Source organism: Sphingopyxis sp. A083 (assembly GCF_001468495.1).
Taxonomy (GTDB): domain Bacteria; phylum Pseudomonadota; class Alphaproteobacteria; order Sphingomonadales; family Sphingomonadaceae; genus Sphingopyxis; species Sphingopyxis terrae.
The window spans coordinates 74,049-88,095 of sequence record NZ_LNSK01000007.1 but is presented as its reverse complement, the minus strand read 5'-3'; the positions used below and the strand labels follow the sequence as shown (position 1 = coordinate 88,095).

Below are 14,047 nucleotides of genomic sequence, written 5' to 3'. Positions count from 1 at the left end.
TTGCCGATCGCCCGTTCCAACAGACTGACCGCCCATCGTTCCGCCGTCATCGATATCGGGTCCAACTCGGTCCGCCTCGTCGTCTATGAAGGGCCGCCGCGCGCGCCCGCGGTGATCTTCAACGAAAAGGTGCCGGCCGGGCTGGGCCGCGGGCTCGCGATCGACAATCGCATCGCGCCCGAAGATGCCGAACGCGGGCTGATCGCGCTGCGCCGCTACGCGCTGCTCGCGCGGCACATGGAGGTGAAAGACCTGCAATGCGTCGCGACCGCGGCGGTGCGCGATGCAGAGAACGGCCCCGATTTCATCGCCGGTGCTGCCGAGGCGGGATTGAAGATCCGCCTGCTGTCGGGCGAAGAAGAGGCCGAAGCGGCGGGCTGCGGCGTCATCTCGGCAATCCCCGACGCGCACGGCATCGCGGTCGACCTGGGCGGCGGTAGCCTTGAGCTGGCCGAAGTGTCGGGCGGCACCGTCGGGCGGCGCGCGTCCTTCCCGCTCGGCGTGCTGCGCCTGCCCGCGCTGCGCAAGCAGGGGCAGCAGGTTTTCGAGCGATCGGTGCGCAAGATGCTCAAGGGCGCGGGCTGGCCGGACAATATGACCGGACTGCCGCTCTATCTTGTCGGCGGATCATGGCGCGCGCTGTCGCGTCTCGATATCGAACTGACGCAGGATCCGCTGCCGGTGCTCGACCATCATGTAATGCCGCGCGCCGCGCTGCGCCGGCTGCTACGCGCGACAAAGCGGATGAGTTTCGAGGAGTTGCGCGCGATTCCGGGCATGGCGTCGAACCGCGCTGCAACGCTCCCCGATGCCGCGGCGCTGCTCGCGGCGCTGGTCAATATCATCGACGTGCCCGAGATGACCGTCTCCTCATCGGGACTGCGCGAAGGGCTGCTCTATCAGGCGCTCGACCCCGCGACCCGGGCGCAGGATCCGCTGATCGTCGCGGCCGAGTTCGAGGGACGGCGACTTGCTCGCTTCGCCCCGCACGGCCGCGCGATCGCCGAGTGGATCGCGCCGCTGTTCGCCAATGAGGAGGCGAGCGACAGCCGCATCCGGCTCGCCGCCAGCCTGCTCAGCGATGTCGCCTGGTCGGCCAACCCCGATTTCCGTGCCGAACGCGGGACCGAGATCGGACTGCACGGCAACTGGCGCAGCATCGACATTCCCGGCCGCATCCTGCTCGCGCGCGCATTGCACGCCGGGTTCGGCGGCGCCGACGTCGATTTTCCCGCTATGACCAGCCTCGTTCCGGCGGACCGCATCGACCGGGCGCGGCAGTGGGGGCTTGCGATCCGGCTGGCGCAGCGGCTCACCGGGGGGGTCGAGGCGCCGCTCAAGGCGAGCGCCATCGCACTCGACGACGGCAAGCTGCGGCTCAGCCTCGATCCGGGCTGGCATCATCTGGCGGGCGAATCGGTCGACCGGCGCCTGCGCGCGCTGGCGCAGGCGTTCGGGGTCAAGCCGGAGCTGGTGCTGCTCTAAGCAGGGCAGCGAGGGAGCGCGCCCTCAGGCGTCGGTTTCGGCCGGGGCGGGGGCTTCGATCTCGCTCATGACCAGCTTGCCGTTCTTGACCGCAAAGCCGACGCGGCCTTCGACGAGATCGAGTGCGGCGTGGCCGAACACGTCGTAGCGCCAGCCCCGCATCATCGGGATATCGTCACGGCGCCCCGCCGCGAGCGCTTCGAGATCGTCGCTGCGCGCAATCAGCCGCGCCGCGGCATTGAGTTCGCGCGAGCGGATCTTGAGCAGCAGCTTGAGCAGATCGGCGACGAGCGCGCCTTCCTTGCCCAGCCCAGGGCCGCGCGGGGCGCGGTCGGGCATGTCGTCCTTGGGCAGCGGCTTGGCGTTCGCGAGCGCGTCCATCAGCCGCCCGCCGATGTCGTTCGACCGCCATGTCGCCGACAGGCCGCGGACGCTGCCGAGGCCGTCCTGATTTTTCGGCGGATGCGCGGCAAGGTCGGCGAGCGTCTCATCCTTGACGATGCGTCCGCGCGGCAGATTCTTGTTGCGCGCCTCGCGCTCGCGCCATGCGGCGAGGGCCTTGAGCCGCCCCAGCGCGTCGAGCTTGCGCGACGGCACCTTGATCCGCTGCCACGCCTTTTCGGGGTCGATCGCATAGTTGGACGGATCGGCGAGCTTTTCCATTTCCTCGTCGAGCCAGTGGCCGCGGCCGGTCTTGATGAGCTTTTTGAGCATCATCGGGAAAATCTTGGCCAGATGGGTGACGTCGCCGATCGCATAGTCGATCTGCCGCTTGTCGAGCGGCCGGCGGCTCCAGTCGGTAAAGCGCGCGCCCTTGTCGAGCTGCAGGCCGAGCCAGGCTTCGACGAGATTCGAATAGCCGACCTGTTCGGCCTGACCGAGCGCCATCTGGCCGATCTGGGTGTCGAAGATCGGGTGCGGCGTCTTGCCGGTCAGGTTGAAGATGATTTCGACATCCTGTCCGCCCGCGTGGAAGACCTTGAGCACATCTTCATTGTCGACCAGCAGGTCGAGCAGCGGGGTGAGGTCGATGCCTGGCGCCATCGGATCGATCGCCGCGGCGTGGTGCACGTCGGCCACCTGGATCAGGCAGAGTTCGGGCCAGAAGGTGTTTTCGCGCATGAATTCGGTGTCGACGGCGATGAAGTCGCTGCCCTTGATCAGGTCGACAAACTGGTGAAGCGCTTCGCTGGACTCGATTAACGGATGAATTTGCATGGGGAGCCTATACAGCGCCCGCAGCATAATCGTCAGGAAAATTTACCGCTGTTCATCGCAGGGACATGGGCGGCGCCGTTCGGGGCGAATCGCGGGTCCACCCTTGACAAACGGCCCCGCGACCTGCCTTAGGCGCGGCCATATCGGCACGTTTTCCGGCGCGCCTCCCCGGACATTTGAAAGACGAACATAATGCACGCCTATCGCACCCACACATGCGCCGACCTTCGCGCCGCCAACGTCGGCGAGGAAGTCCGTCTTTCGGGCTGGGTGCACCGGACGCGCGAGCATGCGAATGTGCTCTTCGTCGATCTTCGCGACCATTATGGCATCACCCAGATCGTTGTGGAGACGGATTCGGACCTGTATCCGACGGTCAATGGCGTCGGCCCCGAGTCCGTCCTGACCTTCACCGGAAAGGTCGCCGCGCGGTCGCCCGAGACGCTGAACCCCAAGCTTGCGACCGGCGAGATCGAAATCTATCCGAGCGCGGTGACGGTGCAGTCGGCGGCCGACCGCCTGCCGCTGCCGGTGTTCGGCGATGCCGAATATCCCGAGGAAATCCGCCTCACCAACCGCTTCCTCGATCTCCGCCGCGAACGCCTGCACAAGAATATCGTGCTGCGCTCGAACGTCATTTCGTCGCTGCGCCGCCGGATGATCGACCAGGGCTTCACCGAATTCCAGACCCCGATCCTGACCGCGAGCAGCCCCGAGGGCGCGCGCGACTATCTGGTCCCCAGCCGCGTCCACCCCGGCAAATTCTACGCGCTGCCGCAGGCGCCGCAGATGTTCAAGCAGCTGCTGATGGTTGCGGGCTTCGATCGCTATTTCCAGATCGCACCCTGTTTTCGCGACGAGGATGCGCGCGCCGACCGTTCGCCGGGTGAATTCTACCAGCTCGATTTCGAAATGAGCTTCGTCACGCAGGACGACGTCTTCAACGCCATCGAACCCGTGCTGCACGGCGTGTTCGAGGAGTTCGCCGATTTCGACGGCAAGGGACGCACCGTGTCGCCGCTGCCGTTCAAGCGCATTCCCTACCGCGAATCGATGCTGAAATATGGCAGCGACAAGCCCGACCTGCGCAACCCGCTGCTCGTCCATGACGTGGGCGATTTCTTCAAGGGCTCGGGCTTTGGCCGCTTCGCCTCGATGGTCGAGGAAGGGCAGGTTGTCCGCGCCGTCGCCGCGCCCGAAACGCACGAGAAGAGCCGCAAATTCTTCGACGAAATGAACAGCTGGGCGCAGTCTGAGGGTTTTCCGGGGCTCGGCTATGCGACGCAGAAGGACGGCGTGTTCGGCGGCCCGATCGCCAACAACCACGGTCAGGAAGGCATGAAGGCAATCGCCGATGCGATGGGTCTCGGCCCCAACGACGGCATCTTCTTCGCCGCGGGCCCCGAAGCCAAGGCGGCGAAGCTCGCCGGTCTTGCGCGCACCCGCGTCGCCGAACAGCTTGATCTCATCGACAAGAGCCGCTTCGAATTCTGCTGGATCGTCGACTTCCCGATGTTCGAGGCCGACGAGGAAACCGGCAAGATCGATTTCAGCCACAATCCCTTCTCGATGCCGCAGGGCGAGATGGAGGCGCTGGAAACCAAGGACCCGCTCGACATCCTCGCCTATCAATATGACATCGTCTGCAACGGCGTCGAACTGTCGTCGGGGGCGATCCGGAACCACCGCCCCGATATCATGTACAAGGCGTTCGAGATTGCAGGCTACAGCCAGCAGGACGTCGACACCAACTTTGCGGGCATGATCAACGCCTTCAAATTCGGGGCCCCGCCGCATGGCGGTTCGGCGCCGGGCGTCGACCGCATCGTGATGCTGCTCGCCGACGAGCCGAACATTCGCGAGGTGATCGTCTTCCCGATGACGCAGAAGGCCGAAGATCTGATGATGGGCGCACCGGCACCGGTCTCCGAGAAGCAGCTCAAGGAATTGCATATCCGTCTGGTGGACGGTCCGAAGAGCTGACCCGATGAACGGGCCGCGCGAACACCGGCTCGCTACGCCGGAAGGCGACATCTGCTGGTTCGAATGGGGCACCGCGGGGGCGGGGCCGTCGCTGCTGCTGCTTCATGCGACGGGGTTTCATGCGCGGCTGTGGGACCAGGTCGTCGCCGCCTTGCCGCAAGGCACGCATGTCGTCGCGCCCGATCATCGCGGGCATGGGCGCAGCTATCGCCCCGCGACGCTCGCCGATTGGGGCGCGACCGGCGACGCGCTGTTGCCGCTCATCGATCGCTTTGCCGGAACGCCGCTGATCGGGTGCGGGCACAGCATGGGCGGGCATGCGCTGACCCGCCTGTCGGCGCAGCGGCGCGATGCCTTTCGTCACCTTGTCCTGATCGATCCGGTCATCATGGCGCCCGACCTTTATGAGGGTCAGGATGCGCTGCCGATCCCCGATCCCGCCGAGCATCCCGTGGCGCGTCGGCGCGATAATTGGGACAGCGCAGAACAGATGCGCGCGCGCTTCGCCGATCGTCCGCCCTATGCACATTGGCAACCGGCGGTGCTGGACGATTATTGCCGCTATGGCCTGCTGCCCACGTCCGGAGGGACGGGGCTGGAGCTGGCTTGTCCGCCGCGGCTCGAGGCGTCGGTCTATCAGAATGCGCTGCGCATCGACCCCTATCGCTGGCTATCGGGGCTGGCGGCGCCGGTGACGCTGATTCGCGCGCCGAGCGGCGAACGCGGCGGTTCGATGGATTTTTCGCAAAGTCCCACCTGGCCGGGGCTCGGCGCACATATCGGCGCGGTACGCGACGAGCGCTGGGACGACCATAGCCATTTCATCCCGATGGAAGACCCGGCGCGCGTCGCCACGCTGCTCGCCGCGTTTTGACAAGGCGGCGGGGCTGCGATAGCTCCGCGCATCGGCAGGTTTGACGCGCAAGGGGGCGAAGATGCGACGTTGGCGAATGGCACTGGCGGCGCTGCTGTTCGGGTTCGCGATGCCGGCGGCGGCGGAGACTTTGACGATTGCCGCGAACGATCCGCCCGAGCGCGCGAACGTCAATGATCTGGTTCGCATCGCGGTCGATCGCTTCGAAGGCGAGGACGGGGCCGAATTTGCGCAGGGCATCGAAGCCGCGCTCGGAACCGTTTGGTTCGGTAATCGACCCTATTTCCGGATGATCGGCCTCGAAACCGGGGCGGCCTATGACGCGATCGTCACCGGTTCGGCGAAGACCGCGCTCAGCGAAAGCAATGTGACGGAAAAGCGCAAGCGCTGCGTCGATAAGGATCCCGCGAACAAGGACAAGTGCCTGAAGGAGGACGAGGTCGATATTCGCTGTCGCAGGCGGATCGTCACCGTATCGAGCACCGTGCGGCTCGCGGCTGTCGCCGATGGCAGCGTTCGCTATTCGCGTCCGCTCGTCACGCGCGACGAGCAAAATATCTGCCCCGACAGGCAAGCCAGCCGGACCATCGAGGATTTCGTCGCGGAAGCGTTGAGAGGGCAGGTCGACACCATTCGCGGCGATGTGGCGCCTCGCGCTTACACGATCGACGTTCGTGTCGATGAAAATCGCAAGGGGCTCGACAAGCCGGTGGCCGAGGCGTTCAAGGCCGCCGTACGGCAGACCAAGACCGATCCCGCCGACGCGTGCGATGCCTGGGCGGCGATGACGCGCGATGCCGAGCCGACCGCCGCGCTCGCTTTCAACCTGGGCCTGTGCGCCGAGCAACGGCGCGATTTTGCCGCCGCTGGTGACTGGTACGGGCAAGCGCAGCGGCTGGGTTCGAAGAGCCGCGATATCCCCGCGGCGTTCGAACGCATGGCGCGCACGCAAAGGACGCTCGCCGACTGGGAGGCGCGCCAGCGATTGATGGACGGCAACTGACGCCAGATGGAATGTTCCATAAGCTGACAATCCGCATCGACCGCTTGGTGTGCGAGCGGCAAATGCGCTACGAGGTCGCCCATGACCATCTCTCTCGCCGACTATGAAGCCGGTACCAAATATGACGGCGATTATGCCAAGGATCTGGCGGCGCTGCAGGCGCGGCTCGAAAATGTCCAGGCGGCGCACATCACCCACGGGCAGCGCAGCATCATCATGCTCGAAGGCTGGGACGCGGCGGGGAAGGGCGGGATCATCCAGCGCCTGACCGCGCAGCTCGATCCCCGCTATTTCGAGGTCTGGCCGATCGGCGCCCCCACCGACGAGGAAAAGGCGCGTCATTTCCTGTGGCGTTTCTGGACCCGCCTGCCCGGCAATTGCGACATCTCGATCTTTGACAGGAGCTGGTACGGCCGCGTCCTTGTCGAACGGGTCGAGGGGTTCGCGACCGAGGCCGAATGGCGCAAGGGCTATGACGAGATCAACGAGTTCGAGGCGCAGCTGACCGGCAGCCGTACCAATCTGGTCAAGCTGTTCGTCCATGTGACGCAGGCCGAGCAGGACAAGCGCCTTGCCGACCGCCTCGACGATCCGTGGAAGCGTTGGAAAACCGGGGCCGAGGATTATCGCAACCGCGCGCACCGCGGCGCCTATCTGGACGCGATGCACGACATGTTCGCGCACACCGATACGCGCTGGGCGCCGTGGAAGGTTATCGACGGCAACAACAAGAAGGCGGCGCGGATCGCGGCGCTGTCGCATGTTGCGGCCACGCTGGAGGCGGCGGTTCCGATGACCCCGCCCGACCGCGATCCTGCGGTTGTGAAGCTGGCGCAAAAGGCGTTCGGATATAAACCAAAGACTTAGGATTTTGGCCCGCTCGGGTAGCAATCGGCGTTGCGAGCCGCTACATGGTCCCGATGAGCCGCGCCAAGAGATCCGACGATTGGGGTTTCCCCCGCTGGCGCGCCTATGGGCAGGGCCGCGAGGCGCAAAAGGTTCGTCTGTGCGACCGTCATGGTTGCGACGCCCCCGGACAATGCCCCGCACCCAAATCGCCCAACAGCCCTGAACGCTGGTATTTCTGCGAAGCCCATGCCGCCGAATATAATCGCGGCTGGGACTATTTCGCGGGCCTGAGCGCCGAGGATGCAGCGGCGCGCGCCGCGGAGGAGGCGCAGGGCGCACGCAGCTACGCCCGCGCACAGCATTATGGCTGGGGCGGCCCCGGCGACGGCAGTCGCAGCGCGGACGAGATGCGCGCGCTGGAGGTGTTCGGGCTCGACAGCGACGCCGACTTCGACGCGGCCAAAAAGGCCTGGCGCGCCTATGCCAAGGAATGCCACCCCGACGTCAAGCCCGGCGACGCCGACGCCGCCAAACGCTTCGCGGCCGGGCAGGCGGCGTTCGAGGTGCTTAAGCAGGCCGAAGACCGCAAGAGCTGGAAGCCGGCCTGAGCGCGCTTTGCGGGCAAAGGCGGCGGGCGATGCGGGGGTGTTCGGGGCCGACTGGTGTCGGACTTATCCTTCGTCGTCATCCCGGACTTGATCCGGGATGACGAAGGGATGTTATGGCCTAAGCATCCCACGCCAGCCGCCAAAGCCGCATCGCGTCCGCCCGTGCCGCCTAGCGTTTTATCGCCAATGCGGCGTCGCTCGCGAGTTTGTCGGCGAGTTCGTTGTCGCCGTGGCCGGCGTGGCCCTTGACCCACAGCCATTCGATCTCGTGCCGTGCGGCCTCGCGCACCAGGCGTTGCCACAGGTCGGCGTTGGCGACAGGCTTTTTCGCGGCGGTTTTCCAGCCGTTGCGTTGCCACCCATGGACCCATTTGGTGATGCCGTCGCGGACATAGACGCTGTCGGTCGACAGTTCGACCTTGCACGGGCGCTTGAGCGCGGCGAGCGCCTCGATCGCGGCGAGCAACTCCATGCGGTTGTTGGTGGTATCCGCCTCGCCGCCCGACAGCGTCTTGACGACATCGCCCCAGCGCAGCACCGCGCCCCAGCCGCCGGGGCCGGGATTGCCCTTGCAGGCGCCGTCGGTCGCGACGATTACGGTATGACCCTTGCTCATTGCAGCGCTCATCCTGCGCGGAACAGGTCGGCGGCGTCGGCAGCCCGGTAGCGGCGCAGGCGATCGAGGAAGGGCGCGGGATCCTTGCGCGTGACGAGCGCGTCAGCGGGGGTGTGGATCCAATCGTGCGCGCGGGTGAGCAGAAAGCGCAGCGCCGCGCCGCGTGCGAGCAGCGGCAGCGCGGCGACTTCGTCCGCGCTCAGATCGATTTCCGAAGCATAGCCGCGCATCAGCGCCGACGCGCGGGCACTGTCGCAGGTCCGGCCGTCGTCGGAAAAAGTCCAGGAGGCATGGGTGACCGCGAGGTCATAGGCGCGAAAGTCGGTCGCCGCGAAATAGAAGTCGATGAGGCCGGTCACGCGATCGCCGAGCATCAGCACATTGTCGGGGAACAGGTCGGCGTGGATGACGTGGCGCGGCAGGTCCGCCGGCCAGCGATCGTCGAGGAAGGCAAGCTCTGCATCGACGATCGCCTGCAACCCCGGAAGCACGGTGTCCAGATCGCCCGCAGCGGCGGCGACGCCGCGCCAATGCGCGCGGCCCATGCTGTTTTCACGGGCGCCGGAAAAATCTTCGACCGCCTTGTGCATCGCGCCGAGCGCGGCACCCGCAGCGGCGCATTGCGCGGTGGTCGGATGCGTCAGCGAAATACCTGCGAGAAACTGGATGATGCAGGCGGGGCGCCCCGAAATCTGCTGGATCGCGTGGCCGCCGCGGTCGCGGATCATCGCCGGCACCGGGCAACCCTGCCGCGCGAGATGGTCGAGCAGATCGACGAAGAAGGGCAAGTCGCCCTTTTGTACCCGCTTTTCGTACAGGGTCAGGATGAAGCGCCCGCCGGTCGTTTCGAGCAGGAAGTTGCTGTTTTCGACGCCCTCGGCAATGCCCTTGCACGACAGCACCGTGCCGATGTCGTAACGGCCGACCAGCGCGGCGAGATCGTCGGGGTCGACCGCGGTATAGACGGCCATCAGGCGGCCGCCGGCTCGAGCCCGCGGGGGAGCTTGAAGGTCATATGCTCCTCGGCCGTGACGACGACGTCCTCGACGATCGCGCGATGCGCCGCGACCGCGTCGATCACCTCGCGCACCAGCGTTTCTGGCGCACTGGCTCCGGCGGTAATGCCAAGCGTTGCGATCCCGGTCAGCCATGCGGGATCGACGTCGGTGCCGCGCTGGACGAGGTGGGCAGGGGTGCCGAGCCGTTCCGCGACTTCGACGAGACGCAGGCTGTTCGAGCTGTTGGGCGCGCCGATGACGATGACGCGGTCGCACTGCCCGGCGATTGCTTTCACTGCTTCCTGCCGGTTCGACGTGGCATAGCAGATATCCTCGCCGCGCGGCCCCTGGATGGAGGGGAAGCGATGCTGCAGCGCCGCCACAATGTCGCGCGTGTCGTCGACCGACAATGTGGTCTGGGTCAGGAAGGCGAGATTGTCGGGATCGGCGGGCGACAGCGCGGCAACATCGTCGACCGATTCGACCAGCGTCATCGCGCCATCGGGCAATTGGCCGAGCGTACCGATGACTTCGGGGTGGCCGGCGTGGCCGATGAAGATGATGTGACGGCCCTGTTCGTTGGCGCGCTCGGCCTGTTTGTGGACCTTGGAGACCAGCGGACAGGTCGCGTCGATGTAGTCGAGCCCGCGCGCTTCGGCCTTGGCCGGAACCGCCTTGGGAACGCCGTGCGCACTGAACACGACCGGAACGCCGTCGGGCACCTGATCGAGCGATTCGACGAAAATCGCCCCCTTCGCCTTCAGCGATTCAACGACATAGCGGTTATGGACGATCTCGTGCCGGACATAGACGGGGGCGCCATAACGCTCGATGGCCAGCTCGACGATGCGGATCGCCCGGTCGACGCCGGCGCAAAAGCCGCGTGGGGCGGCCACCAAAACCTTGAGTTCCGGGGCTTCGGCGGCGGATTGCGTAAGATCTGTCATGACCCGCGCGCTCTAGCGCAGCGGCCGTGACAAGGTAAAGCCGCTTCGTCCATGTTGCGCCTTGTTCATCGCACCGATAAGAAGCGGCGCGCATGGAGCGGTGACGTTCGTCCTCCGCGGCCCGCGCCTGATTGGAAAGCTATATCATGATGCCCAGTTTCGTCCCGCCCCGTAAATCAATCGCCATGCTGTGCGGCGCGGCCGCCATGGTCATGGTCGCGGGGTGCGCGAAGGACAATGATATCGACCTGTCGTCGGGCGTCGGCATCACCGCGACGCGCAGCGCTTGTCCGGCGGTTGCCGTGCCTCTGCACACCGGCGACATTACGCTGTTCGATCCGGCGACGAGCCGCGATGCGAGCGCGGTCGACGTCGTTGCGACGATCACCCATGTTGTGCCGCAGTGCAACGATCAGGCCGAGAAAGTCTATCAGCTTGCCGATTTCGACGTCGTGGCGACGCGCCGCGATGCCGGCCCGGCCCGGACGGTCGAGCTTCCCTATTTCGCCACCGTCGTCCAGGGCGGCACCGCCGTCGTGGCCAAGCGGCTCGGCACCGTTACCGTCTCCTTCCCCGAAGGTCAGACGCGCGGTAGCGGCCATGCCCAGGCGGCCGCCTATGTCGACCGCGCCGCCGCGACGCTGCCCGCCGATGTGCAGGAGCGCATCAACCGCAAGCGCCGCGCGGGCGACGCCGACGCCGCGATCGACCCGCTGAGCATCCCCGAGGTACGCGCCGCGGTGCAGCGCGCGAGCTTCGAACTGCTCGTCGGCTTTCAGCTGACCCAGGAACAGCTCGAATATAACGTCCGACGATAGGCGTCGCGGCGGTGCGCCCGCGCGCGCCGTTCGCATCCGTTTCGCCCTGCGCCGCTATCCGGGCGACGCGGGGCTTTTCGTGCCTGCCAAGCTGCGGTAGGGCGCCGACCGACCTTTTGACCGAAGATTGACCTGACCCATGACCCTGTTCAGCCGTTTTTCCGCCCATATCGATACCGCTCTGGATGCGCTTGTCGCGCGCGGGGCGCTGCCCGCCGGGCTCGATCGCGGCGCGATCAGCGTCGAACCGCCGCGCGACCCGGCGCATGGCGATGTCGCGACCAACGCGGCGATGGTGCTCGCCAAGCCCGCGGGGACGAACCCGCGCGCCCTTGCCGAACTGCTCGTCGGCGAACTGACGGCGATCGGCGAAGTGACCGAAGCGAGCGTTGCCGGGCCGGGCTTCATCAACCTGCGCGTCGCCGACAATAGCTGGCGGGACGAGCTGGCGCTGATCCATGCCGAGGCGGGCGACTATGGCCGCTCGGCGATGGGCGCCGCGCGGCGCGTCAATGTCGAATATGTGTCGGCGAACCCGACCGGCCCGATGCACGTCGGCCATTGCCGCGGCGCGGTGGTGGGCGACGCACTGGCGGCGCTGCTCGAATATTCGGGGCACAAGGTCACGCGCGAATATTATGTCAACGACGCCGGTGCGCAGGTCGATGTGCTCGCGCGCTCGGTCCACATGCGCTACCGCGAGGCGCTGGGCGAAGATATCGGCGCGATCCCCGAGGGGCTCTACCCCGGCGATTACCTGAAGCCCGTCGCTGAAAAGCTCGCCGCCGAATATGGCGACCGCTATGTCGGCGCGCCCGAAAGCGCGTGGCTCGGCCTGTTCCGCGCCGAGGCGGTGAGCGCGATGATGGACATGATCCGCGCCGACCTCGCCAAGCTGGGCATCCATCATGATCTCTTCTCGTCGGAGGCCGAGCTGCAGGCCGAGGGCAAGCCCGCCGCCGCCGAAAAATGGCTGCGCGAGCATGGCCTGGTCTATGACGGTGTGCTCGAAGCGCCGAAGGGCGAGACGCCCGAGGATTGGGAGCCGGTTGAACTGCCGCTGTTCCGCTCGACCAAATTCGGCGACGATCAGGACCGGCCGATCAAGAAATCGGACGGGAGCTGGACCTATTTCGGCGCCGACCTCGCCTATCATTATCAGAAGGCGCAGGATGCCGACGAGCTGATCGACATCTGGGGCGCCGACCATGCGGGGACGGTCAAGCGGATCAAGGCGGCGGTAGCGGCGCTGACCGGCGGCGCCAAGAAGTTCGACGTCAAGCTGGTCCAGATGGTCCGGCTGCTCAAGAATGGCGAGCCGTTCAAGATGTCAAAGCGTGCGGGCAATTTCGTTACGCTTGCGGACATCGTCGACGAGGTCGGCAAGGATGCGGTGCGCTTCACCATGCTGACGCGCAAGGCCGACGCGCAGATGGATTTCGACTTTGCCAAGGTGGTCGAGGCTTCGCGCGACAATCCGGTCTTCTATGTCCAATATGCCCATGCGCGGATCGCATCGCTGAAGCGCAAGCTTGCCGATGCGGGCATCGCGGCGGCGGCACCCGATGTCGCGCGGCTCGATGCCTATGAACTGGGTCTGGTCAAGCTGCTGGCGCAATTCCCGCGCACGGTCGAGGCGGCGGCGACGGCGCGCGAGCCGCACCGCATCGCTTTCTATCTGGGCGATGTCGCCGCCGCTTTTCATGCGTGGTGGAACATGGGCAACGATCGGCCCGACGCCCGTGTCATTTTGGCAAATGACGCCGAACTGACCGCAACCCGCCTTTATTTGGCCGATGGAATCGGGCAGGTTATCCGCAACGGGCTGCACCTGATGGGGGTGGAGGTGCTCGAGGAGATGGCGTGATGGCGACGGATGCGGGATTGGGGCTGGAGGACGAGGATCGCCTGCCGTGGCTGGAACCCGCCGAAGGTTTCGAGGATGATGCCGAAGTCTCGCCCGCGCGCCTGCTCATCATGGTGCTCGGCGGGCTGCTGCTGATCGGTGCGGTGCTCGGCGGGCTGTGGTGGGTCCAGAACGGCGGTGCGCGCGGGCAGGGCGAGCTGATCGTCGCCGACAAGGGCGACTACAAGGTGCCGCCAAAGACCGACGGCGCCAAGACGTTCGAGGGTGAGGGCGCAGCGAGCTTTGCCGCGAGCGAAGGATTGACCCCCGGGGGCAAGGTCGATCCGACCCGTATGCCCGAGGAGCCCGCGGTGACACCCGCCGAACGCGACGCGATGGCGCAGGCCGATGCCGCGAAGGCGCAGGCCGACAAGGCCGCCGCTGCAAAGGCTGAAGCGGCGCGGATCGCGGCCGCTGACAAGGGCAAGCCCAAGCCCGCGGCGATGTCGGTCAAGACCGGCGAAGCGACAGGCGCGCAGGCCGAGGCAGCCGGCGCCGCGACCGGACTGGTCCAGCTCGGCGCGTTCAGCAGCGAGGCGGCGGCGAACAAGGCGTGGGGCAATTTGAGCAAGCGCTTTGCCTATCTGTCCGAATTGAACCGGTTCGTTTCGCCGGTGAAGACCGGGAGCGGCACCGTCTACCGTCTGCGCGTGGCGACGGGAACGGCGGCTAACGCATCGAATTTGTGCGGGAAATTGCGCGTCGCGGGCGAAAATTGCGTCGTCGTTCGCTGATATCGCCC

At 66.3% G+C, this 14,047-nt stretch carries 13 protein-coding genes; 9 read left to right on the top strand and 4 right to left on the bottom strand.

Features of this window, described 5'->3' with window-relative positions; translation table 11 throughout:
- Positions 1 to 1,485, top strand: a complete 1,485-nt coding sequence (locus ATE59_RS13015; protein ID WP_058812737.1) for a Ppx/GppA family phosphatase — start codon at positions 1 to 3, stop codon at positions 1,483 to 1,485.
- A gap of 24 nt (positions 1,486 to 1,509) precedes the next feature.
- Here ATE59_RS13015 and rnd read toward each other — a convergent pair whose 3' ends face one another.
- Positions 1,510 to 2,703: a ribonuclease D gene (gene rnd / locus ATE59_RS13010; protein WP_058812785.1), complete on the bottom strand. Its 1,194-nt coding sequence runs from the start codon at positions 2,701 to 2,703 to the stop codon at positions 1,510 to 1,512.
- A 192-nt stretch (positions 2,704 to 2,895) separates the two neighbouring features.
- On the opposite strand from rnd, the gene aspS reads away from it, so the two are divergent.
- The 5 genes from aspS (at position 2,896) to ATE59_RS12985 (ending at position 8,020) form a co-directional block, all read left to right on the top strand.
- Positions 2,896 to 4,686, top strand: coding sequence for an aspartate--tRNA ligase (gene aspS / locus ATE59_RS13005; protein ID WP_058812736.1), 1,791 nt, complete (start codon positions 2,896 to 2,898; stop codon positions 4,684 to 4,686).
- A gap of 4 nt (positions 4,687 to 4,690) precedes the next feature.
- Complete coding sequence (locus tag ATE59_RS13000; protein WP_058812735.1) at positions 4,691 to 5,560, top strand: alpha/beta fold hydrolase; 870 nt, start codon at positions 4,691 to 4,693, stop codon at positions 5,558 to 5,560.
- A gap of 61 nt (positions 5,561 to 5,621) precedes the next feature.
- Positions 5,622 to 6,563 carry a hypothetical protein gene (locus ATE59_RS12995; protein ID WP_156416787.1) on the top strand — a complete coding sequence of 314 codons (942 nt, stop codon included), beginning with the start codon at positions 5,622 to 5,624 and terminating at the stop codon, positions 6,561 to 6,563.
- A gap of 81 nt (positions 6,564 to 6,644) precedes the next feature.
- On the top strand, positions 6,645 to 7,430 hold the full coding sequence (locus ATE59_RS12990; protein ID WP_058812733.1) for a polyphosphate kinase 2 family protein: 786 nt from the start codon (positions 6,645 to 6,647) through the stop codon (positions 7,428 to 7,430).
- 53 nt (positions 7,431 to 7,483) lie between these two features.
- Positions 7,484 to 8,020 carry a DnaJ domain-containing protein gene (locus ATE59_RS12985; RefSeq protein ID WP_040590347.1) on the top strand — a complete coding sequence of 179 codons (537 nt, stop codon included), beginning with the start codon at positions 7,484 to 7,486 and terminating at the stop codon, positions 8,018 to 8,020.
- A gap of 169 nt (positions 8,021 to 8,189) precedes the next feature.
- Here ATE59_RS12985 and rnhA read toward each other — a convergent pair whose 3' ends face one another.
- The 3 genes from rnhA to ispH are packed head-to-tail and all read right to left on the bottom strand — an operon-like array spanning position 8,190 to position 10,581.
- Positions 8,190 to 8,636: a ribonuclease HI gene (gene rnhA, locus ATE59_RS12980; protein ID WP_058812732.1), complete on the bottom strand. Its 447-nt coding sequence runs from the start codon at positions 8,634 to 8,636 to the stop codon at positions 8,190 to 8,192.
- An 8-nt stretch (positions 8,637 to 8,644) separates the two neighbouring features.
- Positions 8,645 to 9,607: a homoserine kinase gene (gene thrB, locus ATE59_RS12975; RefSeq protein WP_058812731.1), complete on the bottom strand. Its 963-nt coding sequence runs from the start codon at positions 9,605 to 9,607 to the stop codon at positions 8,645 to 8,647.
- The gene (ispH, locus tag ATE59_RS12970; RefSeq protein WP_058812730.1) at positions 9,607 to 10,581 is read right to left on the bottom strand and encodes a 4-hydroxy-3-methylbut-2-enyl diphosphate reductase; all 975 of its coding nucleotides are present in this window, start codon (positions 10,579 to 10,581) and stop codon (positions 9,607 to 9,609) included. The genes thrB and ispH overlap by 1 nt, the downstream gene beginning before the upstream one ends.
- A 185-nt stretch (positions 10,582 to 10,766) precedes the next feature.
- Between ispH and ATE59_RS12965 the strand changes: the two genes are divergently transcribed.
- The 3 genes from ATE59_RS12965 (at position 10,767) to ATE59_RS12955 (ending at position 14,039) form a co-directional block, all read left to right on the top strand.
- A complete protein-coding gene (locus ATE59_RS12965) occupies positions 10,767 to 11,399 on the top strand; it encodes a hypothetical protein (protein ID WP_231737340.1) in 633 nt (210 codons plus the stop codon).
- A 139-nt stretch (positions 11,400 to 11,538) separates the two neighbouring features.
- Positions 11,539 to 13,266 carry an arginine--tRNA ligase gene (argS, locus tag ATE59_RS12960; RefSeq protein WP_058812729.1) on the top strand — a complete coding sequence of 576 codons (1,728 nt, stop codon included), beginning with the start codon at positions 11,539 to 11,541 and terminating at the stop codon, positions 13,264 to 13,266.
- On the top strand, positions 13,266 to 14,039 hold the full coding sequence (locus tag ATE59_RS12955; protein ID WP_058812728.1) for an SPOR domain-containing protein: 774 nt from the start codon (positions 13,266 to 13,268) through the stop codon (positions 14,037 to 14,039). Before argS ends, ATE59_RS12955 begins: the two co-directional genes overlap by 1 nt.
- Positions 14,040 to 14,047 lie beyond the last annotated feature (8 nt).

Coding starts and splice junctions, on each gene's coding strand:
- rnd (WP_058812785.1), bottom strand. CDS start 2,703: ATGCAAATTCATCCGTTAATCGAGTCCAGCGAAGCGCTTCACCAGTTT.
- aspS (WP_058812736.1), top strand. CDS start 2,896: ATGCACGCCTATCGCACCCACACATGCGCCGACCTTCGCGCCGCCAAC.
- ATE59_RS13000 (WP_058812735.1), top strand. CDS start 4,691: ATGAACGGGCCGCGCGAACACCGGCTCGCTACGCCGGAAGGCGACATC.
- ATE59_RS12995 (WP_156416787.1), top strand. CDS start 5,622: ATGCGACGTTGGCGAATGGCACTGGCGGCGCTGCTGTTCGGGTTCGCG.
- ATE59_RS12990 (WP_058812733.1), top strand. CDS start 6,645: ATGACCATCTCTCTCGCCGACTATGAAGCCGGTACCAAATATGACGGC.
- ATE59_RS12985 (WP_040590347.1), top strand. CDS start 7,484: ATGAGCCGCGCCAAGAGATCCGACGATTGGGGTTTCCCCCGCTGGCGC.
- rnhA (WP_058812732.1), bottom strand. CDS start 8,636: ATGAGCAAGGGTCATACCGTAATCGTCGCGACCGACGGCGCCTGCAAG.
- thrB (WP_058812731.1), bottom strand. CDS start 9,607: ATGGCCGTCTATACCGCGGTCGACCCCGACGATCTCGCCGCGCTGGTC.
- ispH (WP_058812730.1), bottom strand. CDS start 10,581: ATGACAGATCTTACGCAATCCGCCGCCGAAGCCCCGGAACTCAAGGTT.
- ATE59_RS12965 (WP_231737340.1), top strand. CDS start 10,767: ATGCTGTGCGGCGCGGCCGCCATGGTCATGGTCGCGGGGTGCGCGAAG.
- argS (WP_058812729.1), top strand. CDS start 11,539: ATGACCCTGTTCAGCCGTTTTTCCGCCCATATCGATACCGCTCTGGAT.
- ATE59_RS12955 (WP_058812728.1), top strand. CDS start 13,266: ATGGCGACGGATGCGGGATTGGGGCTGGAGGACGAGGATCGCCTGCCG.